Origin of the sequence: Amycolatopsis sp. WAC 04169 (genome assembly GCF_003947535.1) — a bacterium.
In the GTDB taxonomy this organism is placed as follows: domain Bacteria; phylum Actinomycetota; class Actinomycetes; order Mycobacteriales; family Pseudonocardiaceae; genus Amycolatopsis; species Amycolatopsis keratiniphila.
This window is the reverse complement of sequence record NZ_QHJI01000002.1, coordinates 144,093-165,595: the sequence shown is the minus strand read 5'-3', so window position 1 is coordinate 165,595 and position 21,503 is coordinate 144,093. Positions and strand designations below refer to the sequence as shown.

At 70.2% G+C, this 21,503-nt stretch carries 21 protein-coding genes; 10 read left to right on the top strand and 11 right to left on the bottom strand.

Annotated features, from left to right (window positions below):
* Nucleotides 1-28: 28 nt before the first annotated feature.
* The 3 genes from DMC61_RS05680 to DMC61_RS05670 all read right to left on the bottom strand — a co-directional run bounded on the left by DMC61_RS05680 (nt 29) and on the right by DMC61_RS05670 (nt 4,393).
* A complete protein-coding gene (locus DMC61_RS05680; RefSeq protein WP_125687411.1) occupies nt 29-1,471 on the bottom strand; it encodes a glycosyltransferase family 39 protein in 1,443 nt (480 codons plus the stop codon).
* 25 nt (nt 1,472-1,496) lie between these two features.
* Nucleotides 1,497-2,795 carry a diguanylate cyclase gene (locus DMC61_RS05675; protein WP_370456388.1) on the bottom strand — a complete coding sequence of 433 codons (1,299 nt, stop codon included), beginning with the start codon at nt 2,793-2,795 and terminating at the stop codon, nt 1,497-1,499.
* A gap of 338 nt (nt 2,796-3,133) precedes the next feature.
* Nucleotides 3,134-4,393, bottom strand: a complete 1,260-nt coding sequence (locus tag DMC61_RS05670) for an MFS transporter (RefSeq protein WP_125687409.1) — start codon at nt 4,391-4,393, stop codon at nt 3,134-3,136.
* 119 nt (nt 4,394-4,512) lie between these two features.
* Here DMC61_RS05670 and DMC61_RS05665 point away from each other — a divergent pair, with 119 nt between their 5' ends.
* Nucleotides 4,513-4,803, top strand: a complete 291-nt coding sequence (locus DMC61_RS05665; protein ID WP_125687407.1) for a hypothetical protein — start codon at nt 4,513-4,515, stop codon at nt 4,801-4,803.
* On the opposite strand, the gene DMC61_RS05660 is transcribed toward DMC61_RS05665, so the two are convergent.
* Nucleotides 4,800-5,738, bottom strand: coding sequence for a GlxA family transcriptional regulator (locus DMC61_RS05660; protein ID WP_125687405.1), 939 nt, complete (start codon nt 5,736-5,738; stop codon nt 4,800-4,802). The genes DMC61_RS05665 and DMC61_RS05660 overlap by 4 nt on opposite strands.
* Nucleotides 5,739-5,830: 92 nt before the next feature.
* Here DMC61_RS05660 and DMC61_RS05655 point away from each other — a divergent pair, with 92 nt between their 5' ends.
* The 6 genes from DMC61_RS05655 (at nt 5,831) to rnhA (ending at nt 10,012) form a co-directional block, all read left to right on the top strand.
* Complete coding sequence (locus DMC61_RS05655) at nt 5,831-6,250, top strand: DUF6010 family protein (protein ID WP_125687403.1); 420 nt, start codon at nt 5,831-5,833, stop codon at nt 6,248-6,250.
* A 25-nt stretch (nt 6,251-6,275) separates the two neighbouring features.
* Entirely contained in the window at nt 6,276-6,569 is a 294-nt protein-coding gene (locus tag DMC61_RS05650) for a putative quinol monooxygenase (RefSeq protein WP_125687401.1), read from the top strand.
* A 62-nt stretch (nt 6,570-6,631) separates the two neighbouring features.
* Nucleotides 6,632-7,279, top strand: a complete 648-nt coding sequence (locus DMC61_RS05645) for a HEAT repeat domain-containing protein (RefSeq protein WP_125687399.1) — start codon at nt 6,632-6,634, stop codon at nt 7,277-7,279.
* Between the two features lie 11 nt (nt 7,280-7,290).
* Complete coding sequence (locus DMC61_RS05640) at nt 7,291-8,274, top strand: MerR family transcriptional regulator (protein WP_125687397.1); 984 nt, start codon at nt 7,291-7,293, stop codon at nt 8,272-8,274.
* Between the two features lie 42 nt (nt 8,275-8,316).
* Nucleotides 8,317-9,507, top strand: coding sequence for a DNA polymerase IV (gene dinB, locus DMC61_RS05635; protein ID WP_125687395.1), 1,191 nt, complete (start codon nt 8,317-8,319; stop codon nt 9,505-9,507).
* Nucleotides 9,508-9,529: 22 nt separating this feature from the next.
* A complete protein-coding gene (gene rnhA / locus DMC61_RS05630; protein WP_016333442.1) occupies nt 9,530-10,012 on the top strand; it encodes a ribonuclease HI in 483 nt (160 codons plus the stop codon).
* Between the two features lie 9 nt (nt 10,013-10,021).
* On the opposite strand, the gene DMC61_RS05625 is transcribed toward rnhA, so the two are convergent.
* The 4 genes from DMC61_RS05625 to DMC61_RS05610 all read right to left on the bottom strand — a co-directional run bounded on the left by DMC61_RS05625 (nt 10,022) and on the right by DMC61_RS05610 (nt 13,485).
* Nucleotides 10,022-10,693 (bottom strand): hypothetical protein, encoded by a 672-nt coding sequence (locus DMC61_RS05625; protein WP_125687393.1) that lies wholly within the window; start codon nt 10,691-10,693, stop codon nt 10,022-10,024.
* A gap of 196 nt (nt 10,694-10,889) precedes the next feature.
* Complete coding sequence (locus tag DMC61_RS05620; protein ID WP_125687391.1) at nt 10,890-11,387, bottom strand: hypothetical protein; 498 nt, start codon at nt 11,385-11,387, stop codon at nt 10,890-10,892.
* Complete coding sequence (locus DMC61_RS05615) at nt 11,384-12,796, bottom strand: HAMP domain-containing sensor histidine kinase (RefSeq protein ID WP_125687389.1); 1,413 nt, start codon at nt 12,794-12,796, stop codon at nt 11,384-11,386. The genes DMC61_RS05620 and DMC61_RS05615 overlap by 4 nt, the downstream gene beginning before the upstream one ends.
* A complete protein-coding gene (locus DMC61_RS05610; RefSeq protein ID WP_125687387.1) occupies nt 12,793-13,485 on the bottom strand; it encodes a response regulator transcription factor in 693 nt (230 codons plus the stop codon). Before DMC61_RS05610 ends, DMC61_RS05615 begins: the two co-directional genes overlap by 4 nt.
* A 110-nt stretch (nt 13,486-13,595) precedes the next feature.
* Here DMC61_RS05610 and DMC61_RS05605 point away from each other — a divergent pair, with 110 nt between their 5' ends.
* Entirely contained in the window at nt 13,596-14,543 is a 948-nt protein-coding gene (locus DMC61_RS05605; protein WP_125687385.1) for a phosphatase PAP2 family protein, read from the top strand.
* A 33-nt stretch (nt 14,544-14,576) separates the two neighbouring features.
* Here the strand turns inward: DMC61_RS05605 and DMC61_RS05600 are convergent, their stop codons facing one another.
* Nucleotides 14,577-16,097 carry a diguanylate cyclase gene (locus DMC61_RS05600; RefSeq protein ID WP_233594710.1) on the bottom strand — a complete coding sequence of 507 codons (1,521 nt, stop codon included), beginning with the start codon at nt 16,095-16,097 and terminating at the stop codon, nt 14,577-14,579.
* A 129-nt stretch (nt 16,098-16,226) separates the two neighbouring features.
* Here DMC61_RS05600 and DMC61_RS05595 point away from each other — a divergent pair, with 129 nt between their 5' ends.
* Nucleotides 16,227-17,447 carry a cytochrome P450 gene (locus tag DMC61_RS05595; RefSeq protein ID WP_125687383.1) on the top strand — a complete coding sequence of 407 codons (1,221 nt, stop codon included), beginning with the start codon at nt 16,227-16,229 and terminating at the stop codon, nt 17,445-17,447.
* On the opposite strand, the gene DMC61_RS05590 is transcribed toward DMC61_RS05595, so the two are convergent.
* Nucleotides 17,444-19,726 carry a helix-turn-helix domain-containing protein gene (locus DMC61_RS05590; protein ID WP_233594709.1) on the bottom strand — a complete coding sequence of 761 codons (2,283 nt, stop codon included), beginning with the start codon at nt 19,724-19,726 and terminating at the stop codon, nt 17,444-17,446. The genes DMC61_RS05595 and DMC61_RS05590 overlap by 4 nt on opposite strands.
* 389 nt (nt 19,727-20,115) lie before the next feature.
* Between DMC61_RS05590 and DMC61_RS05580 the strand changes: the two genes are divergently transcribed.
* Entirely contained in the window at nt 20,116-21,051 is a 936-nt protein-coding gene (locus tag DMC61_RS05580; RefSeq protein WP_125687377.1) for a DMT family transporter, read from the top strand.
* Here DMC61_RS05580 and DMC61_RS05575 read toward each other — a convergent pair.
* Nucleotides 20,976-21,482, bottom strand: a complete 507-nt coding sequence (locus DMC61_RS05575) for a GNAT family N-acetyltransferase (RefSeq protein WP_370456393.1) — start codon at nt 21,480-21,482, stop codon at nt 20,976-20,978. The two genes, DMC61_RS05580 and DMC61_RS05575, sit on opposite strands and share 76 nt — an antisense overlap.
* Nucleotides 21,483-21,503 lie beyond the last annotated feature (21 nt).

Below are 21,503 nucleotides of genomic sequence, written 5' to 3'. Positions count from 1 at the left end.
CATACGACCGGCCACCGACAGTTTCGGATCAATAGTAGTGTCGCAACTCGCTCCAAAGCGCGGCCCAAGGCCGGGAAGTCCCCGCACACAACGAAATCCGCACTCCCTGCTCGTCGTTCTCCACCCCGAGCCCGTTGTCGTGCACGGCCGCCTCGTGGCAGTCGGTGAACCACGCCGGAAGGTACGGCCCCACCACGACCACGGGTCCCGAAGCCGTTGCAGGAGGTGGCCCCCAGTCCGCATAGGACATATGCCCCGAGTACACGCCGGGAAGCCCGTAGTACTCCAGAGCCCCTGCCTGCCCGTAGTTCCGCGTGAAGATCACCGCGGTCGAGCGCTGTTCCGCCGGGATCCGCTCCCAGACCTGGGTGACCGAGGAAGCCAGCTCGGGCCAGCCCGCCTGCTCGCCTTGTTCCTTGTTCACCACCAGGACCGGCGCCAGCGCGGACACCGGCAGCAGAGGCAGTCCGACGACGAGTGAGATCGCGGCACCGAGCACAGCCAGCACCGCCGCACCAACACGACGCGAGACCCGGTCCAGTGAGCGCAGACAGGGTTCGGCGCCCGCCGCCGTGAGCAGCAACAGGAAAGGCGCCGAGTAGTACGGCTTTCCGCCCAATACCAACAAAAGAACGCACAACACCGGATAAGCCAGCGCCACGGAACGGGCCCAGCGCAGTTCCGGATCACGCCAGAGCCGGAGGCCGCCCGCGATCCAGACGGGCACCACCACCGGGGAGAGATAGAGCAACTGCATCGGCACGAACAGGATCCGGTTCTCCGCGCCGTCGTCCTCGCTGATACCGGAAGCCACGGTCAGCAAAGGGAAATCATGCGCCGCCTGCCAGATCAGGCCCGGTGCGGCCAGCACGAGCGCGAGCAGGACGCCGACGGCGAGCCAGCCGCTGCGGAAGACGGTCCGCGGGCCGACGGCGAGCACCGCCAGGCCGATCGAGGCGACCATCAGCAGGACAAGCCATTTGGCCTCCAGCCCGATGCCGACGACGGCGCCGATCGCGAGCCACCACCGTCCGTCGCCGGTGCGGAACAGGCGCAGGATCACCAGACCCAGCGCGCTCCAGATCAGCAGGTCGACGGTGGCCGTCGACAGCATGTGCCCGTCGACCACGACGAACGCCGCCAGCGCGGTCGTCGCGGCGGTGAGGACCTGCGCGCCGCGGCCGCCGCCGAACTCGCGGGCGACCAGCGCCAGCAGGACCACCGTCGCGGCGGCGCACAGGGTCGCGGCCACGCGCAGGCCGGCGGGAGTGGCGCCGAAGACGTCGGTGGAGATCCGCGCGAGCAAGGGCGTCAGCGGTGGCTGGTCGACATATCCCCAAGCGAGCCGTTTGCCCGCGGCGAGGAAGTACAGCTCGTCGCGGTGGAAGCCGTATCGCCCGGAAACCAGTGTCAGCACCAAGACCTGGATCGCGACCACCAGACCGACCGGACCCCGAGCGAATCGCTCCATCGCGCCTCCCCAGACGCGGCGAATCCTACTGTGCGGGCGGTGCCAATTCGACCCTGTTGCGGCCACCCTGTTTCGCGCGGTAGAGCGCGGTGTCGGTGGCGACGAGGAGGTCGTCGACGCTGGTGATGTTGGCCGCCGGGTACAGCGCCCCGCCGATCGACACCGTGAGGTCGGTCAGCACGGTGTCGCGATCGGGCAGCGCGACCGAGACCACCGCCACCTGATGCCGGATCCGTTCGGCGACCTGGCGCAGCGTCTCCTCGCCGTGGATGTCCGGGATGACGATCGCGAACTCCTCGCCGCCCCACCGCCCGCAGATGTCCTGTTCACGGACCTCGGCGAGCAGCGCGTCGCCGACCGCGCGCAGGACGAGGTCGCCGTTGGGGTGGCCGTAGGTGTCGTTGATCGTCTTGAAGTTGTCGAGGTCGAGGAACAGCACGCCGAGTTTGCGTCCGGCGCGCGTGCGGCCCAGCTGTTCTTCGGCCAGCTGACGCCAGCGGCGTTTCGTGACGAGACCGGTGGTGGCGTCGGTGTGCGCGTCGCGCCGGTACTGCGTCAGCAGCAGCCCGCGGTGCAGCGCGACCAGCGCGATGACGACGCCGATCAGCACCAGCGGGTTGGCCTGGACGAGGACGACGGCCGTCACGAGGCCGAGACCGAGCGCGCCCGCTTCGAGGATCTGGTCGCCGAATCCGGAGAACAGTTCGCCGATCGATTTCGGCGGTGACGAGAGCGCGATCGCGACCATCACCAGCACGGTGTTGATCGCCCAGCGCAAGGCCGCGGCCACGATGATGACGGCGAGATCGCCCACCCCGGCGAGCAGTCCGGAGTCGGGCGCGCCGGGGTAGTGGCGCATGCCGAGGCTGAGCACGACGACGGCGGCCTGCGTCCCGCAAAGCACCGTCGCGGCGGAAAAGATCCACCGATGGGGGAGAACCGGCCGTTGGTGTGGCCAGATCCGCAGCCATGCGATGGTGTAGGTCACCACGACCATCGCGGCGGCGAGCACCGGCGGCAGCGCGATGACGGCGGCGACGCTCCAGACCGCCTTGGTGTCGACGTAGGCGACCGACGGGGCTCTGTCGTACTCCCGTTGGCGTTCGATCTGCCGGGTGCCCTCGATCGCGATGGCCGCGCACAGCGTCAGGACGCCGAACCGGACGAGATCGGTACCGGTCACCGGGACCAGCCGGGCCGTGGCGGCGGTCGAGAGGACTGCGATGAGATTCACGACCAGGACGTAGGAACGCACAGGTCGCGGCAGGCTCCACAGGTGCCAGGCCCTGAGCCGCCGCCGCGCGCCGCCGAGTCGTCCGTCCACGCACCCTCTTCCGTCGGTGATCTACACCGTAATCGAACCGGGACTGCGACGACCGTCGTTGTCCGGACGATGAGAGTCGTGGCCCCGAATTCCCCCGGACAGCCCAACCAAAACGAGGGAGGTGCACCGATGCAGGACAACAACTGGTGAGTCTTTTGCCGGATGAATCGCTATTTCGAGGGAGGTGAACGACATGCGGGACAACAACTGGACCACTCGGCGTGACAACAACTGGACGTGAGTGATCTCGCCCACGAGCGCGGCTTCGCGAAGGGAGGTGAACGTAGTGCGTGACAACAACTGGACGACCCGTCGTGACAACAACTGGACGTGATGTGTCAGGAACCGTGTTCGCCAACGGGTGTCGTCCCGCCGACCGGACCCACGGGATCTTCGGGTTCCTCAGGGCCGCGGCGGGACGACACCGCCCGCGTCCAGCCGGCTCCGGCGACGAACGCGACCACCACGCCGGCGATCGCCGCGACGGTGACCACGGTGGTCGGCGCGACGACCTGGGCCAGCAGCCCGGCCAGCGCGATCCCCGCCGCCTGAGCCGTCCGCAACGCCGCGATCGCGACGCCGATCACCTGGCCGCGATGGGCGGGCGGCGCGGCGAGGCTGTACTGCGTCTGCGTGATCATGTCGTGCGCGGAGAACACACCCGAGATCGTCCACAGCACGACGATCGTGACCAGACCCGGAGCCCAGCCGGTCGGGATCAGCACCAGGCTGCTCGCCACCGTCAGCGCGCCCAGCACCCGGACCTGCCGTTTGCGAGGGATCCGGCTCAGCAGGAGACCGCCGAGCACCGAACCGACCGGGTTCGCGGCCAGCAGCCACGGCAGCGCGCCCGCGACGCCCAGTTCGGCGGCGACCGGGACGGCGAGCCCCTCGGGCACGACGTAGAAGCCGCAGCAGCAGGCGATGAGCAGCAGCCAGCGCAGTTTGCGGTCGCGCGCCACCAGGCGGCAGCCCTCGAGCAGCGACGGGTGTTCATGATGGGCGGGTGCCGAGGGCGGGAAACGGTCGAGCCCGAAACGGAGCATGAGCGCCGACAGCGCGAACGTTCCCGCGTCGATCAACAGCGCCCCGGGTACGCCTAGCCCGGTGACGACGGCGGCGCCCGCGCCGAAGCCCACCACGAGCCCGGCCTGGTACGTGGAGGAGATGACGGCCTGGCCGACGACCAGCCGGTCCGGATCGAGCAGATCCGGCAGCATCGCCTGCCGGGCCGCGTGGAACGGCCCGGCCATGAGTTGGACGGCGAACAACAACGCGGCCGCGGCCGGTAGCGGAAGGCCGGGCACCGCCATCAGCGCGATCAGGATCGCGCGGCCGACGTCGGTCACCACCATCACGGTGCGTCGCGAGAACCGGTCCGCGACACCGCCCAGCGCGCCGCCGAGGAGATCGGGCACGAAGGTCAGCGCGTACGCCGCCGAAGCCCAGCCCGCCGACGACGTCCTGTCGAACACCAGCACCGTGAGCGCGACCCTGGCCAGCTGGTCGCCCGCGACCGAGAGCAGATGCGCGAGCCAGATCCGGCGGAATCCGGCGACCGCGAAGACGCTGCGGAACGACGCCGCTCGGGCTGGCATGCGCTTCAGGCTGTCGTGAGGCGGCCACTTTGCGCAACCCTCGGAAAAAATCCGTCCGCCGTGTCGAACCACGGCGGCCCCGTTCGACGTGTTCGTAGAGAGAAGGAACGGAGAATCCGATGTCGCATTCACTGGGCCCGCTGGCGAACAACCTCGCCGCCTACGCCATCTACTCGACCGCGCAGACCGAGATGCGCCACGCCTACAAGCTGATCGAGGCCGGTGACTACCTCGGCGCCGCCGCGGAGATCGAGTCCGCCGCGCACGCCGCCGAGGTGCTCGCCCGCGCCACCTCCGATCTGGACGCCGAGCGTTCGGAACGATGGCTCAGAGTCGTCGTCGCGAGGAGGCGGTTCGCCGACCAGGCCCGGGCGCGGGCTTCGGACACCGCTCTGGCCCTTGCCGCCTAACGGAAAGCGCGCCGATAGGTGCCCGGGCTGACGCCCGTCGTGCGCTTGAACCGGTCACGGAACGAGGTGGGCGAACCGAAACCGACTTCGGCACCGATCCGTTCGACGGCGTACTCGGTGGTCTCCAGCAGATGCTGCGCCTGCCGGACCCGGGTCCGGTGCAGCCACTGCAACGGCGTCGTCCCGGTCTGCTCGCGGAAGTGCCGGATCAGCGTGCGCGTGCTCATCCCGGCGCGTGTGGCGATGTCGGCGAGCGTGAGTTCGCGCGCGAGATTTTCCTGCATCCACAACAGAGTCGGCTCCAGTGTCGCGCCACGGGGCGCGGGTGGATGCCGCAACGCGATGAACTGCGCCTGGCCGCCCTCGCGTTCGAGCGCCATGACCGAGAGGCGGGCGGCGTCGGCCGCGATCGCGGAGCCGTGGTCCCGCCGGATCAGGTGCAGGCACAGATCCAGGCCCGCGGCGGCGCCCGCGGAGGTCAGGATCCGCCCGTTGTCGACATAGAGCACGTCCGGGTCGACGTCGACGTCCGGGTACGCCGCGGCCAGTGCCTCGGCGGCGACCCAATGCGTCGTGGCGCGAAGGCCGTCGAGCAGGCCCGCGGCGGCGAGGATGAAGGTGCCCGAACAGATCGAGGCGATCCGCGTGCCCCTCGCGGCGGCTGAGTTCAGCGCGTCGTGGACGGATTCCGGCAACGGACGGTTCGGCTCGGCGGTGCCGGGGACGATGATCGTGTCCGCGTCGCGCAGCGCGTCCAGCCCCCTTGGCGCGCGCAGGGTGAAGTGCCCGGCGTCGACTTCCGGATGTTCGGCGCAGACGACCACTTCGTAGCCCGGGGTTCCGTCGGCGAGCCGGGTCCTGGTGAAGACCTCGATCGGTGTCGAGAGGTCGAACGGGATCACCTTGTCCAGCGCGAGGACGGCGACGGTGTGCATGACCGCAACGTACCCGCCTGATGGCGAGATCCCGTTGGAAGGCGTCGTTCACGCCACTGGGAGCGGGCACCGTCCGGTTCTAGCGTCGAGCCATGATGATCATCGCGCCGATTCTCGTCGGCCTCGTCTACGTCGTCCTGATGTCGCTGATCCACGAGCCGCACCGCCGCCGCTTCAACGCGGTCATGATCGCCGGCGCGGGCGCGGCCTACGCCAGCGGCGGCGGGCTCGGGATCTGGGAACTCGTCTTCACCGCACTGATGGCCTATGTGGCGTACCGCGGGCTCGAATCGTGGACGTTCATCGGGATCGGCTGGCTGCTGCACACGGCTTGGGACGTCGTGCACCACCTGAAGGGCGCCCCGATCATCCCGTTCCTGGACGATTCGTCGTTCGGCTGCGCGATCTGCGACCCGGTGATCGCGATCTGGTGTTTCGCCGGCGGGCGATCGGTGACGGATTTCTTCCGCGCCCGTGTCGGTTCGCGTCGGCCGCGTTCGTCGGTGGGGTGAACCGACCGGACGAAAGGAGCTTGAAATGACGGTGATCGTGGCGGGAAAGGTGTACGTCGACCCGCCGGAACGGGACCGGTACGTCGAGGGACACCAGGTGATCGTCGAGAAGGCGCGGGCCCATCCCGGCTGCCTCGACGTGGTGATCGCCGCGGACACGCTCGAACCGGGCCGGGTGAACATCTTCGAGTACTGGGAGTCGGAGGAGGTGCTGAACGCCTGGCGCGCGATCTCGCCGAGGCCGACGTACTCCGCCGAGATCCGGGACGGGGAGGTGTTCAAGCACCGGGTCTCGTACTCCGGACCCCCGTTCGACTGATCGCGGTGGAGCGCCGGACTTGACCTTGACATCGTGACAAGGTCTTCACTGGAGCGCAGGAGGTGATCCCCATCAACACGACACAGAGGACTTCACCGGACCTGCGCGTGCTCGACGCGCTCGGCTCCGAAAGCTCGTCGACGCGGCTCCAGGCGGCGCTGGCGGCCGGGACGCAGCCGGACGTCCGGTTCGTCGGCCCGCTCGTGGCGCGGTGCGCGATCGAGCCGGACTTCTACGTCCGGGACATGCTGACCTGGGCGTTGACCCGGCTGCCCGCCGGGAAGACGGTGCCGGTGCTGCTGGCCGAGCTCGGTTCGGAGGTCGCCCAGGCCCGGAGCCAGGCGTTGCACACGCTGTCCAAGATCGGGGACCGCGCCGCGTGGCCCGCGATCGCCTGGTCGTTGCTGCACGACGCCGACGACGAGGTCGCCCGCAGCGCGTGGCGTGCCGCCGTCGTCCTCGTCCCCGACGGGGAGCGGGCCCGGCTGGCCCGTGACCTGGCCGACCAGTTCGGCCGGGGCGACCGGACGGTCCGGTTGAGTCTCAGCAGGGCGCTCGTCGCGCTCGGGCCGGTGATCGAGCCCGTTTTGCGGAAGGCCTTGGCGAGTGCCGACCTGGAGGTGTGCGCGCACGCCCGCGCCACGGAGCGGCTCCTGCGCGACCCGGACTCCGGTTTCGACGAGTCGAAACGGATCGTCGCGCTGGGCTAGGAGGGAGCTTGATGCTGATCGGTGAGGTGGCGCGCCGCTCGGGGGTGAGCAGCCGGATGCTCCGGCATTACGACTCCCTCGGGCTGGTGCGGCCGACCGGCCGCACCTTCGGCGGCTACCGCGAGTACTCCGACGAGGACATCCGCCGGATCTTCCACGTGGAGAGTCTGCGGTCGCTCGGCCTGTCGCTGCGCGAGATCGGCCGCGCCTTGGAGGATCCGGCCTTCGAGCCGTCCGATCTCGTCCGCGACCTCATCCGGCGGACCGAGGAGCGGCTGAACCGGGAACAGGAGCTGCTCGACCGGCTCCGCGCGGTCGACGGTTCGGCACCGACGGGCTGGGAAGGGGTTCTGCGCATCGTCGAGCTGCTGCACGGGCTGAACTCGCCTCACGCGGCTCGGCGGCAGCAGACCGCCCTGGCCCCGGCCGAGGTGCCCGCCGAACTGCTGGCCGGGGCGGTCCTCTCCGAAGCCGATCCGAACGTCGCGGGAGCACTGCGGTGGGCTCTCGCGAGGGCGGGCGGCGACGGCGTGGCGAGCCTGGCGTCCGGCGCGCGTTCCGACGACGTCGACGTCCGGCGGCGCGCGATCCTCGCCATCGCCGGGATGCCCGGTGACGAGGCGACCGCGGCGCTGACGGAGGCACTCGGCGACCGGGACCGGGCGGTCCGCGCCCGCGCCGCGCTGGCCCTGGGGTCGCGCGGCGAGAGCGCGGCCGTGCCGGAACTCGTCCGCATGGTGGTCGAAGGCACGTCCGACGTCGAGGCGGCCGAAGTCCTCGGCACCTTGGCGCGCGACGACGACGTCGCGGACCGGATCATGAGCGCGTTGACCGGCGAGCTCGCCGCCGGTGACCCCGCGGCGCGGATCCGCCTCACCCAGGCCCTCGTCGAAATGCCGCCTGCGCTCGCCTTGGACGTGCTGCGTGACCTGGCCGAAGACGACGATCGCACTGTCGCCCTCCTCGCTTCGGCCCTGGCGGCAGCGCTCGGGTGAGACGGCTTGGCCATTGGGCCGTTTGATGCGAACATATGTTCTATGACGACCGAGGGTCCCATCCTGCACGCCGACCTGGACTCGTTCTACGCGTCGGTCGAGCAGCGTGACGACCCGAAGCTCCGCGGGCGGCCGGTCATCGTCGGCGGCGGGGTCGTGCTGGCGGCCAGCTACGAGGCGAAGGCGTACGGCGTGCGCACGGCGATGGGCGGCGGCCAGGCGCGGCGGCTGTGCCCGGACGCGATCGTGGTCCCGCCCCGGATGCGCGCGTATTCGGCGGCGAGCAAGGCGGTCTTCGAGGTCTTCGGCAACACGACACCGCTCGTGGAAGGCATTTCGATCGACGAGGCCTTCCTCGACGTCGGCGGGCTGCTGAAGATCGCGGGCACGCCGAGCCGGATCGCCGCGAAACTGCGGAAGGACGTCCTGGAGCAGGTCGGTTTGCCGATCACCGTCGGGGTCGCCAGGACGAAGTTCCTCGCGAAGGTGGCCAGCGGGGTCGCGAAACCCGACGGTCTCCTCGTCGTGCCGCACGACAAGGAGCTGGAGTTCCTGCATCCGCTCCCGGTCGAGCGGCTGTGGGGAGTCGGCAAGGTGACGGCGCAGAAGCTCCGCGAGCGCGGGGTGACCACGGTCGGGCAGATGGAGAGGTTCGGGGAGAAGGAACTCGTCCGGATGCTCGGCCGCGGCGTCGGCGCCCATCTGCACGCCTTGTCCCACAACGACGACCCGCGCCGCGTGCAGACGGGCCGTCGCCGCCGGTCCATCGGGGCGCAGCGCGCGCTCGGCAGCAGGCCGCGTTCGCCCGCCGAGCTCGACGCGACGCTGCTGACGCTCGCCGATCGCCTCGCCCGCCGTCTGCGTGCGGCGCACCGGGTGTGCCGCACCGTCGTGCTGCGGATGCGGTTCGCCGATTTCACCAGGGCGACGCGTTCGCACACCCTCATGGAGGCGACCGAGCAGACCGGCGCGATCGTCGCGGCGGCGCGTGACCTGCTCGCCACGGCGAGACCGCTGATCGACGAACGCGGTCTCACGCTGATCGGGCTCGCGCTCACGAACCTGTCGAAGGACGACGCGATCCAGCTGGCGCTGCCGTTCGGGGCGAAACCGAGGGACGCGCTCGACTCGACGCTCGACACCGTCCGGGACCGGTTCGGTTCGAAGTCCATCACGCGCGCGGTGCATCTGGGGCAGGTCGAAGAGCCGTGGGTGCCGCTCCTGCCGGACTGAACCTCGTCGCTAGGGTGTCCCGGTGGCGGAAGTCGAGATCTACACCGATGGCGCGTGCAGCGGGAATCCCGGTCCCGGCGGCTGGGGCGCGGTGCTGCGGTACGGCACCGTCGAGAAGGAGATCTACGGCGGGGATCCCGGGCCGACCACGAACAACCGGATGGAGCTGACCGCGCCGATCGAGGCGCTGGAAAGCCTGAAGCGCCGGGTCACGGTGGACATCTACACCGACAGCACTTACGTCCGGAACGGCATCACCAGCTGGGTGCGCAACTGGAAGAACAACGGCTGGATGACCTCGGCGAAGACGCCGGTCAAGAACGCCGACCTGTGGCGCCGTCTCGACGAAGCCGCGTCACGGCACGAGGTCGAGTGGCATTGGGTCAAAGGCCATGCCGGGCATCCGGAGAACGAGCGAGCGGACCGGCTCGCCGTCAAAGGCGTGGAAGAGGTCGTGGGGCGACCGGTGATCCAGCCCGGCGAGCGGTCCGCTCGGCAACGTTGATAGACGTCCTCAGCAGCTGACGTTCACCTTCGCGCTCTTGGCGAAGGAGACGTGGACGTGGTCCATGTGGTTGGCGGTCGCGCCGCCGCGGTCCTCCATGGTGTCCCAGCCGCTGCCGTCGTTGTAGCGCTGGCGCCAGATGACGTACGTGATGCCGAAGTCCTTCTGGTTGGCCATGAGGTATTCGGCGATCGCGTTGCCGGTGGCGGTGTCCACCATGAAGTCCAGCGCGAGGCCGGAGGGGTGGTCGCTGGCGTTGGCCCGGCCGGCGACGCCGCCGACGTTCGTCACGCCGAACTTCGCCTTCACGTGGTTGCCGACCTGGGCCACGTGCGGCTTGGTGCCGGCGAGGCTGGTCGAACACGCCGTCGCGGCGGGCACGATCTTCTTGACCGGGGCGGGGGCCTTGGTCGACGTCGTCGGCTTCGGGGGAGCCGAGGAGGTCGACGGCGGCGGGGTGGTCGTGCTGCTGGAGGGCGGGGTGCTGCTGGTCGACGGCGGGGGAGTCACGCTGGAGACCGGGGGAGCCTGCAACGCGAGCGCGGCGCTGGCCGCTTCGACGTCAGGGGAACCTGCGGAGGTCAGCCACATCGACGCCGGGAGCGCCGTGGCGACCGCTGCCGCGATACCCGCGGGGAGCTTCCACTGCGGAGCCTTGATCTTGCGATGTCTGCCGGCCATTTCTCTGATCACTCACCACTTCGGGGACGGGAACTCGCGTCGGGGGCCGCGAGCTCCGGGCAACATTACGAAAAGGACACGGCAATGTCACGCCCGAGTGTGTTCGCCCACAGTTACCTTGATCGTTGAACCAAAAGAGGCTCACGTCCGTACAGATACGAGAAGTGCTTTTATGTGAGCACTGTGAGTGACGAATTCAGTCCGCTTTGCAGGATTGGAAGTACACGTCCTCGTTCGGCGAGATCACGTTCACCCCCGGGGAATGCGGCACCCGGCCGGCGGTCGTCGAAGCCGCGATCACGGTGCAGACCAGCTGATTGATGGCCTGGTCGGACAATTTGCGCACCGAGTACGGCAGCGCGAGGCTCGACGGGTCGCCGGCGTAGACCCGGAGCTTGCCCAACTCCGGCGGGACGAACGTGGTGAGTCCCTGCGCGGCTTCCCGGTCCGTCGGTCCCTGCAGCAGCAGCGTGACCGCGCCCTCGGGGGAGATGAAGCCTTCGGTGGGCCGGGTCACCGGGATGACCCGGCCGTCGGAGACGAAGTACAGGGTCAGGCCGCCGAGGACGTTCGGCCCCGTGGTGGCGCGGATCGACGGCCCCGGCCCGGCCGGGACGACACCGGTCGGCTGGACGCCGCAGGCCGCCGCCAGCGCCGCGGCCGCGAGGACGAGTAGTACGCGGGGCTTCCTCATGGCGTCCTTCCTCCGGCCCGGTGCGGCAGGTGTAACACGAACCGGGCACCGTGCCCGGTGTCGGCCGCGGTGATGTCGCCGCCGTGCAGGCGGGCGTTCTCCAGCGCGATCGCCAGCCCGAGCCCGCTGCCTTCGGAACGGGCGCGGGCGGTGTCGGCCTTGGTGAACCGGTCGAACACATGCGGCAGGACCTCGGGGGCGATCCCGGGCCCGTGGTCTTCGACCGCCAGGGTGACGCCGTCGCCGTCGGCGCGCAGCCGGACCTCGACCGGGGGCGCGCCGTGGCGGAACGCGTTGCCGACGAGGTTGGCCACGATCAGGTCGAGCCGCCGCCGGTCCACCCGGGCGAGAACGCCCTCCGGCAGGTCGGTGACCAGGTCTTCGCCGTCGCGCCAGCCGCGGGCGTCGAGACTGTCCCGGATCGCCGTCGCGAGATCCCATTCGTCGAGCATGAGTTCGGCGCGGCCCGCGTCGAACCGGGAGATCTCCACCAGATCCTGCACCAGCCGCGTCAGCCTCCGGGTCTCGCCGGAGACCAGCCGTGCCGCGACGGCGGTGTCCGGCGGCAGCGCCTCCGCGTCCTCGTCGAGGACATCGGTGACCGCGTTCATCGCCGCGAGCGGGGTGCGGAGTTCGTGCGAGACGTCGGCCACGAACCGGCGGGCGTCGGCCTCCATGGCCCTCAGCTCACCGACCGTGCGCTCCAGTTCGGCGGCCGTGTTGTTGAAGGTCGTGACCAGTTCGGCCAGCTCGTCGGAACCCTTGGCGGGCAGCCGGACGTCGAGCCTGCCTTCGCCGAGCTGTGCGGCGGCGGTGTTGAGCGCCCGGACCGGCCGGAGCACCTGTCTCGCCGCGAGCAGGGCGAGCGCCGCGGCCAGCGGAAGGACCAGCGCGGCCGTCTGCCAGGCGGATTTCGCGAGTTCGTCGATGGCCTGTTGCTGCTGCACGAGCGAGGTGAGCGAGTACACCTCGACGCCGCTGTTCTGCATCGACCCGTCGGGTTGCCTGGCCAGCACCGGCAGGCCGACCAGCAGTTCCGGGATTCTGTCGCGGTCGACGCGCTGGAACTGGATGCGGTTGTCGTTCGCGACGGTCTGGCGCAACTCGGGGGAGAAGGTGGTCAGGTCCGGGCCGTTGACCGACCGCAGGTTGCGGTAGACCGCGACGGCGTTCAGTCGCAGGCTGCCGGCGAAATCGTTGAGCTGGTCCTGGGTCGGCGGCGTGGACAGTGGGCGGCCGTAGGCGGCGACCCGGTCCTTCAGCTGGTTCATGGCCGCGTCCTGGACGGCTTCGAGGATCGCGTTGCGGGCCGAGACGTAACTGGCCCCCGCCGCGGCCGCCGCCCCGATGATCGTCATCGCCGCGAACGCCAGGATGAGCCGGGGCCGCAACCCGGAAAGCAGCCTCATGAACGGCCGAACCGGTACCCGAAGCCCCGGACGGTCTGGACGTGTTCGGGTTTCGCGGGCACGTCTTCGATCTTCGCGCGCAGCCGCTGGACACAGGCGTCGACCAGCCGGGAGTCGCCGAGGTAGTCGTGATCCCAGACCGCGGAGAGGATCTGCTGGCGGCTGTAGACCTGGCCCGGTGTGCGGGACAGCTCCAGCAGCAGCTTCAGCTCGGTCGGGGTGAGCGAGACCGGCTCGCCGTTCTTCGTGACCACCAGCCCGGCCCGGTCGATGACCAGGCCACCGTGCCGTTCCCCGGCGGCGGCGTCGTCGCTCGTGGGCTTTTCGCTCACCGCGCGGCGCAGCACCGCCCGGATCCGGGCGTCGAGCACCCGCGGCTCGATCGGCTTGGTGACGTAGTCGTCGGCGCCCGCCTCCAGCCCGGCCACGATGTCGAAGTCGTCGCTGCGGGCGGTGAGCATGATGATCGGCACCTCGCCCGCCGAGCGGATGCGGCGGCAGGTCTCGAAGCCGTCGATGCCGGGGAGCATCAGGTCCAGTACGACGATGTCGGGCTGGAACACCCGCAGTTTCTCCAGCCCGAGCTCGCCGCTCTCGGCCGTGTACACGGTGTGCGCCTGCCGTCGCAGCGCGAGTTCCAGCCCCTCCCGCACGGACGCGTCGTCTTCGATCACAAGGACACTTGCCACGCCGCCATTATTCGGATGTCCCCGCGCGTGTGCGACTCGGCTCGATCTTGTAGCAGAACCATGACATTGTCCGGACCTCACGGCTAAACGGCGTGGGGACAGTAGGACGCATGGCCCTACTCATCCACGAAGCGAAGCCGACCCCCGCCCGCCGTCCGCTGCCGGGACGGCACGCCGAGACCAGGCGGACCCTGTCCAGGGCCGTGTTCCAGCTCGCCACCGGACTGGGACTGGCCGCCGCGTTCGTCGTGACCTACGTGCTGTTCGTGCACACGTCGGCCGGGCAGCTCGCCGAGAACGGCGTGGTGCGGAGCGCGCAGTCCGGTCAGTGGTCCACAATGGACTGGGCGGGACCGCTGCGTGACCAGGACATGGTGCTGGTGATCGGCGCCGCCGGGATCGGGCTCGTCCTCCTGGCGCTGCTCCGGCGCAAACCAGGCCTCCTGATCCCGGCGCTGACCGTCCTCGTTTTCCCGCTCGTCGCCGCGCAGCTGCTCAAGCTCTACGTCCTCGTCCGGCCCGAACTGCCCGACGGCGGCCGCGGGCCGGGACACAACAGCTTCCCCAGCGGTCACGTAAGTGCCGCCATGGCCATCCTGATGGCGCTCACCTTCGTTCTGCCCCAACGGTTCCGCCCGGCGATCATCGGCATCGGCGGCGTCGCCGTCGCGTGGGTCGCGTCGTCGACCGTCGCGCTGGGCTGGCACCGGCTCAGCGACACGGCGGGCGCCTGCCTGCTCGGAGCGTCGTTCGCCTGCCTGCTCGCCGCCTGGCTCACCGGCCGCCGCCGCGATCTGCGCCGCACGCCCGCCTACCTCGTCGCGCTGGCCACGGTGCTGCCGACCGGGATCGTCCTGATCGGCTTCGCGGTGCTGAGCACGGCGACCGACGGCGCCGCCCAGTTCGTCGCCGCGCTGGTGCTGGCCGCGCTGTCCGCGGTGGGGATCGTGCTGGTCGCGCTGTGGCCGTTGTGCGGGTCCGCCTTCGAGCGGCGGACCGGCATCGAGACCCGGGTGGTCGACGATCTGCTCGAGACCCGCCTCGTGACCCGCCGCTGACGCTCGCCGAACGCATTCAGAGGACTAAACGCGTCAGTCGCGGCGCGAGTCGCCGGCCCGGCTCAGGGGTGACGTCGGGGCCCGGGGCGAGGGCGGAACCACGGAGGGTGCCACGACCACGCGGTTCCGCCCGCTCCGTTTCGCTTGGTACATGGCGGCGTCCGCGGCGCGGAAGAGCTCGCCGTAGTCCGTCGAGTGCTCGGGTGACAGCCCGACGCCGATCGACACGGTGCAGCCGTGGATCGGGCCCACCGCGCGGGGTTCGTTGGTGGCGTGCCCGCTGGCGAGTTCGGTCAGGCCGGTGATCGCGGTCTTCGCGACGGCCACCCGGATCCGCTCGGCGATCCGTATCGCCTCCTCGCGGGTGGTGTCCGGCAGCAGTACCGAGAACTCCTCGCCGCCCCACCGCCCGACGACGTCGGTGGAGCGGGTGTTCTGCCGCAGCACGGCGCTGACACAGCCGAGCACGATGTCGCCGCCGGAATGCCCGTACTTGTCGTTCCACTGCTTGAAGTGGTCGAGGTCCAGCATCAGGAACGCCGTCGGCCGCCGCCCGGTCTGGTCTTCGAGCAGCCGGAGCGCGGCCGGGGCGTGGAACGAGTCCTCGGTCAGCAGCCCGGTCTTCCGGTCGCGCTGGCTGCGCGCGATCGTGTCCGCCAATGCCTGCGAGAGCCGGGTCGAGCGCAGCGCGACCCCGATCATCACCAGCGGCACCAGCGCGATGTTGACCGCGCCGAGGATCGTCGTGCACGCGGCGAGTTGCAGCGCGTAGACGAAATCCGCGTTGTCGGCCCAGCTGCCGATCAGCTTCTGCCGCCGCCAGCCGCCCCACGCCAGGCCGCGCGCGATGCTGATCAGCAGCGTCTGCGACGCGAAGTACCAGAGCGCGGCGCCCACCAGCGCGACGGCGGCGACCGCGATGTCGCCGGGCCGCTGGGGGAGCGTGCCCGATTCGAGCCAGGTGTGCAGTGACGTCAGCTCGGTGATCGTGTGCACGCCGAGGATCGAGGCGGCGTGCGCGGCGGTGGTGAAGAGGAAGGTCGTCATCGCCTTGTGCGCGATGGAGTAGCGCTGCACGCGCACCATCAGCAGCAGCGCGAGCGACAACGTGGGCGGCAGCAGGACGGCCGCGCCGCCCAGCCAGACGGCGGTCTGGTCGATGTGCTCGCCACGCCGGTCGTCGGCCCGGCGCTGCTCCTCCGGATGCTGCGTCTGGACGAGATACCAGATCGTGCAGCCCGCGATCACGCCGAAGCGGACGAGATCCGTCGTCGTGAGGGAAGCACCGACTTGCGATTTCAAGGCCCAGGACGCGACCGCGATCTCGGTCCCGAGCATCCAGAAGACCGCCGCGGGCGGCAGACGCCACAGCTCCCACCCGGCCGGATGACGCAGGGTGTTCCAGGCGCGGCCGCGCAGCCGCCAGACGCGGGCGGAGGCGAGGCCGACGGTGTCGGCGAAACCCCGGAGCGAACCGCGCGGCCGCGCCGAGACCGCGTCACGGTCGTGCTTGCCGAACTCGCTGACGAGGGTCACCTCCAACCCGTTACGCACCGCACCGCATCGATCTTGCTGGGTCACCACAAGGGGGTGACAGGGGGACCGCGTTGACGATCGCGTGAGACAGCCGGATACCCACGTTCGCCGGACGCGTTTCCGCCGTGGGCTGGCATCGTGGCTCGTATGCCTGACGCCGCATACGACGCCGCCGCGGTCCCCGTGATGTTCGGCCCGGACTTCGACAGGGATCCCTCGCCCGCCTACGAATGGCTTCGGAGCAACGCGCCGGCGTTCCGGCTCCCGCTCCCCGGGGACACCTGGACCTGGCTGCTGACCCGGCACGCGGACGTCGTGTCCGCCATGGCCGACCCCCGGTTGTCCAAATGCCCGTCCGTCGCCGCGGAGCACTGGCGCAAGGCCAACCTCGGGCTGCCCGCCGACCACCGGCCGACGCTCATCGGGCATATGAACAACGTCGAAGGCGACGAGCACGCGCGGCTGCGCAAGGCCTGCGCCGGCGCGTTCGGTCCGCGGCGGCTGCAGCATATGCGCGACCGCACGCATCAGCTCGCGAACGAACTGCTCGACCCGATCCTGGACCGGGGCGAAGGCGATCTCGTCGAGGATTTCGCGTACCCGCTGGGAATCCGGTCGATCTGCGAACTGATCGGCATCCCGGACAGCCTGCTCGACGAGGTCCGCCCGCCCGCGCTGGTGGTCGCCGCCGGCGACGTCACGGACATGGCGTCGATGCTCAAGGCGACCGACGATCTCGACGCGCTGCTCGCCGACGTCGTCGCCCGCAAACGCGCCGAACCGGGGGCGGACCTGATCAGCGATCTGCTCACCCAGGAGGCGGCCGGGAAACTGACCGAAGACGAGGTCGCCGCGACGGCGTTCCTGTCCCTGATCGCCGGGCACGAGACGACGATCAGTCTCATCGCGTCCACCGCGCTGACCCTCATCACGCATCCGGAGGAGGCGGCCCGCGCCCGCGCCGACGGTTCGCGTCTGACGCTCGTCATCGAAGAGGTCCTGCGCCGCGACACCCCGCTGCAGAACACCAGCTGGCGGTTCGTCACCGAACCGATGGAACTCGCCGGGCAGCGGATGGAGGCGGGCGATCCGATCCTGTTGTCGTTGCTGGCGGCCAATCGCGATCCGGAAGTGCACCCCGAACCGCTCGCCTTCTGTCCTGGCGAGCGGCCGGTGCGGCACGTGGCCTTCGGGGTCGGACCGCATATCTGCATCGGCGCCGCGCTCGCGCGGATGCAGGCGTCCGCGGCACTGGAGACGTTGTTCGACCGCGCGCCGTCGATGACGCTGACCGTGCCGGAGGACCGGCTCGTGTGGTGGCCGAGCGCGATCACGCGCGGCCTGCACAACCTGCCGGTGAAGCTCTAGACGGCGCCTTCGAGGCGGCCCCGCAGCACGGTCGCCTTCCGGTCGTCGAGGTCCATGACGAGCTGGAGGGCGTCGCGCCAGACGGCCATCGCCTCGTCGGTGTGCCCCTGGGCGGCCAGCGCGCAGCCGCGTTCGTCGAGCGCGTCGGCCTGCCCCCAGACGTCGCCGCAGTTGCGGTAGGCGGTCAGCGCCTGCTCGCAGTACCCGAGCGCCTGGTCCAGATCGCCGAACCGGCGGCAGGTCCTGGCGAGCGGCACCAGCGCGAAGCCCATTCCGTGCTGGTCGGCGTCCTTCGCGTAGGCGTCGAAGGCACGCAGGCCGTGGTCGAGGGCCAGGTCTCGTTCGCCGAGGTCGCGGTACGCGCGGCCGAGATGGACCCGCGCGGTCGCTTCGCCGAGCTGGTACCCGATCCGCGCGTTCACCTCCACGCTCTGTTCGGCGAGCCGGACGGCTTCGGCGTAGTCCTCGCGTTCGTGCGCGATGTTGCCGAGCCCGACCAGCGCCCAGCCGAGGCTCGGGTTCTCGCCGATCTCCTCGGAGATCTCGACGGCCTGACCGAACAGTTCGCGCGCGCGGCCGAGGTCGCCGCGCCGCCGGTGCGCCTCGGCGAGGTTGATCGCCGACCACGCCAGCCCGCCAAGGTCACCGCCCGCCTTCGCGGACTCGATCGCCACCTCGTGGCTGGAGATCCATGTCTGCCACGGCCTGCCGAGCAGGTGGTAGTCGAACAGCTCCACCGGCAGCCGCCAGCCGACCTCGTACAGCCCGTGGTCCAGTGCCAGCCGGGCGACGCCGGTGATGCTCGGCATCTCCGACGCGCACCAGATGTATGCCTCGTCGAAGGTGGCGAACCGGAGCGGCTCGACACCTTCGGGCGCGGGACCCAGATCGATGTGATGGTCGCGGGCCGGGGTCAGCGTCCAGCTCGCGGCGTTGGCCGCGTACAGATACCAATGGGTCAGCCGGGAAACCGCCGCCTGCCGCTCGTCTTCCAGGCGCTCGGCGTTGGCCTCTTCTGCGGCGTACACGCGGATCAGGTCGTGGAACCGGTAGTACTGCGCGCCGACCTGCTGGACGAGATGCGCCTGCACGAGCCGGTCGAGCAGCCGCCGCGCGTCGTTCCCGGGCAGCCCGGCGAGCGCGGCCGCCGCCTCCGCGGTGAACCGCGGGCCGGGATGGAGACCGAGCAGCCGGAACATCCGGGCGGTGTCGGCCTCCAGCGCGCGATACGACCAACTGAAGGCGGCCCGGACCCCGACGGTGTCGTCGTCGACCGCGAGCAGTTCCAGCCGCCGCCCCTCGGCGACGAGTTCGCGGGCGAGGTCGCCGACGCTCTGATGGGGATGGGTGGCGACCCGTTCGGCGGCGATGTTCACCGCGAGCGGTAGCGCCGCGCACAGCCGGACGAGCCTGCCGACGCCTTCGGGATCGCCCGCCGCGCGTTCGTCGCCGATGAGGTCGGCCATCAGCCGCGTCGCTTCGAGTTCTCGCAGTGGCTCCAAGGAAACCTGGACCGCCCCGCTGCCGACGACCAGCCCGGACAGTCGTCGCCTGCTGGTGATCAGCACGGTGGTGTCCGGGGTGCCGGGCAGCACCGGCCGCACCTGGGGCGAGTCGAGGGCGTTGTCCAGAACGACGAGGGTGCGCTGGCCGCGCAACAGGCCGCGCAGGAGCGCGAGCCGCATGTGCTCCTCGGCGGGGACCCGGTCGGGGCGGACGCCGACACAGCGCAGGAGGTCGTCGAGGATGTCGGCGGGTTGCGCGGGGGAGCCCGCCGCGTAGCCGCGCAGGTCCGACCAGAGCACGCAATCGAACTCTTCCTGGCGCCGGTTCGCCCAATTCAGCACGAGCGCGGTCTTCCCGACCCCGGGCGGTCCGGCGACGAAGACCACTTTCGCCGTTTCGGTGAACACCTTTTCGTCCAGCAGCGCCAAATGTTCTTCGCGGCCGACGAAATGATCGGGCGGCGGGGGAAGATGCACATACGGTTCGGCGCGGGCGGCCTCGGCGAGCACGATCAGGGTCCCGCCCGCGCCCAGCGCCCGATCGCAGGCTTCGGCGAATTCCGCGCTCGGCGGGGTGAGCCCGCGTTCGACGCGGCTGATCAGACTTTTGTCGACATAGGCGAGTTTCTGAAGCTCGCGCAACGCCAGCCCGCAGGCCTGCCGCCGTTGCCGCAGGGCGCGGCCGAACGTCGACGCGGCCGTCGAAACCGCCCTCGGTTCCGCGCGTGCTTTCCCGGTATCCCCGGATCTGGCCGAACCGGAATTCTCGGTCACCAGAAGCACCTTTCTCCCCGCTTCGCGGCAGATCGTGCCACAACCTTCCCATTGCCTGGGTCACAACACGGCCACCGGGTGTGCGCAGGTGCGAAGTCTGCCCCCAAACTGTGCGAGAACGCGCCCGTTCCCCACCGGTGCGCCGGTCGAAAGGGAGGTGGATCATGCGCGACCGCGAAATGTGAGCAGGCCACGTTCCGCCTTGCGAACACCGGGCGAGTGCTGATCTCCTCGGAAACCGGTCGTGGCCGTCGCTTCCGGCGGCCACGGCCGGGTCCTTTCGGAACATGTAGGACCGCTTAACGTCGGTGTAGATCTTTTCACTTGTCCTGATGAGTCGCCCGAGGCAGCTTGGAAGAGGTATCGAGCGGCCCGGCGAAAGGAACGAAGTGAGCATCGGCGCACCGGGAACCCTGGTCCGGATGGGCGTTCTCGCCCTGTTGTGGGGGTCAGGGTTCCTGTGGATCAAGCTCGCGCTGACCGGGCTGCCGCCCGTTCAGGTGACCGTCATCCGCTGCGCCCTCGGCGCGGCCGTCCTCCTCGTGCTGAGCCGCTGGGCCGGGCAACGCCTCCCGCGCGGCCGCCGGATCTGGGGCAGGCTCCTCGTCGCCGCCTTCTTCTGCAACGCCTTGCCGTTCGCGTTGTTCAGCATCGGGGAACTGACCGTCGATTCCGGTGTCGCGGGGGTGATGAACGCGACGACCCCGTTGTGGTCGTTGCTGATCGGCATCGGGATCGGCACCGAACGGCGGCTCACGGTGGTTCGCGTGGGCGGGCTGATCCTCGGTTTCGCCGGCATCCTGCTGATCTTCGCGCCCTGGCAGAAGAGCGGTCTGCTGGGCTGGGGGACGCTGGCCCTGCTCGGCGCCGGCATCAGCTACGCGATCGCTTTCGCTTACATGGGAAGGAAACTCGTCGGCGAAGGCGGTCCGATCGCGATCTCCGCCGCGCAGTTGCTGACCGCCACCGGGCTCAGCGCGCTCGCGCTGCCCTTCGACGCCGCGCCGGCCGGACCGCTGAACGTGACCGCGGTGCTCGCCGTCGTCGTCCTCGGGATCTTCGGCACCGGCGTCACCTTCTACCTCAACTACCGGCTCATTGCCGACGAAGGCGCGACCTCCGCCGCGACCGTCGGCTATCTGCTGCCGGTCGTCTCGGTCGCGCTGGGCGCGATCGTGCTCGGCGAGGACCTCGGTCCGCGGGTGCTCGCCGGGATGGCCGTGGTGCTGCTCGGAGTCGCGCTGACGCGCTACGTGAGGTCTTCGGCGAGCAGGTCCATCAGCAACCCGTCGTGCCAGCCCTCGCCGTCGGTGTCGCGCTCGTAGCCGCGCATCACGCCGACCTCGCGGAAACCGACGGCCTTGTAGCAGCGGATGGCGGCGTCGTTGTCCACGGCGGGATCGATCACCAGCCGATGGTGCCCGCGATCGTGCAGCAGGTGCCGCGCCATCGTGCGGACGGTGTCGGTGCCCAGGCCGCGGCCGTGCGCCGCCGGGTCGAGGAAGAGGTCGACCGACGCGTGCCGGTACATCGGGTCCTCCTCCTCGCCGTACTGGACGAAGCCCCGGACGACGCCGCCTTCGAGGACCGTGAAACAGGTCGTCGTGGGGTCGTCGAACGGCCAGGTGGGGGAGTCGTCGATCGAACCCCAGCGCGCCCCGACCTCGGCCGTGCCGCGGATGCGCCGCAGGTCCGGGACGTGGGCCTCGGTGACCGGGGTCAGGGTCACGATCTCCCCGCGCAACTCGGTGGTCAGTTCCCGCTCCGTCCGCTCGTC

Bases quoted from the DNA above. Each gene is read 5' to 3' on its own strand.
- DMC61_RS05660 (WP_125687405.1), bottom strand. From the start codon at position 5,738: ATGCACACCGTCGCCGTCCTCGCGCTGGACAAGGTGATCCCGTTCGAC.
- DMC61_RS05665 (WP_125687407.1), top strand. From the start codon at position 4,513: ATGTCGCATTCACTGGGCCCGCTGGCGAACAACCTCGCCGCCTACGCC.
- dinB (WP_125687395.1), top strand. From the start codon at position 8,317: ATGACGACCGAGGGTCCCATCCTGCACGCCGACCTGGACTCGTTCTAC.
- DMC61_RS05655 (WP_125687403.1), top strand. From the start codon at position 5,831: ATGATGATCATCGCGCCGATTCTCGTCGGCCTCGTCTACGTCGTCCTG.
- DMC61_RS05670 (WP_125687409.1), bottom strand. From the start codon at position 4,393: ATGCCAGCCCGAGCGGCGTCGTTCCGCAGCGTCTTCGCGGTCGCCGGA.
- DMC61_RS05650 (WP_125687401.1), top strand. From the start codon at position 6,276: ATGACGGTGATCGTGGCGGGAAAGGTGTACGTCGACCCGCCGGAACGG.
- DMC61_RS05605 (WP_125687385.1), top strand. From the start codon at position 13,596: ATGGCCCTACTCATCCACGAAGCGAAGCCGACCCCCGCCCGCCGTCCG.
- DMC61_RS05595 (WP_125687383.1), top strand. From the start codon at position 16,227: ATGCCTGACGCCGCATACGACGCCGCCGCGGTCCCCGTGATGTTCGGC.
- DMC61_RS05640 (WP_125687397.1), top strand. From the start codon at position 7,291: ATGCTGATCGGTGAGGTGGCGCGCCGCTCGGGGGTGAGCAGCCGGATG.
- DMC61_RS05625 (WP_125687393.1), bottom strand. From the start codon at position 10,693: ATGGCCGGCAGACATCGCAAGATCAAGGCTCCGCAGTGGAAGCTCCCC.
- DMC61_RS05615 (WP_125687389.1), bottom strand. From the start codon at position 12,796: ATGAGGCTGCTTTCCGGGTTGCGGCCCCGGCTCATCCTGGCGTTCGCG.
- DMC61_RS05680 (WP_125687411.1), bottom strand. From the start codon at position 1,471: ATGGAGCGATTCGCTCGGGGTCCGGTCGGTCTGGTGGTCGCGATCCAG.
- DMC61_RS05620 (WP_125687391.1), bottom strand. From the start codon at position 11,387: ATGAGGAAGCCCCGCGTACTACTCGTCCTCGCGGCCGCGGCGCTGGCG.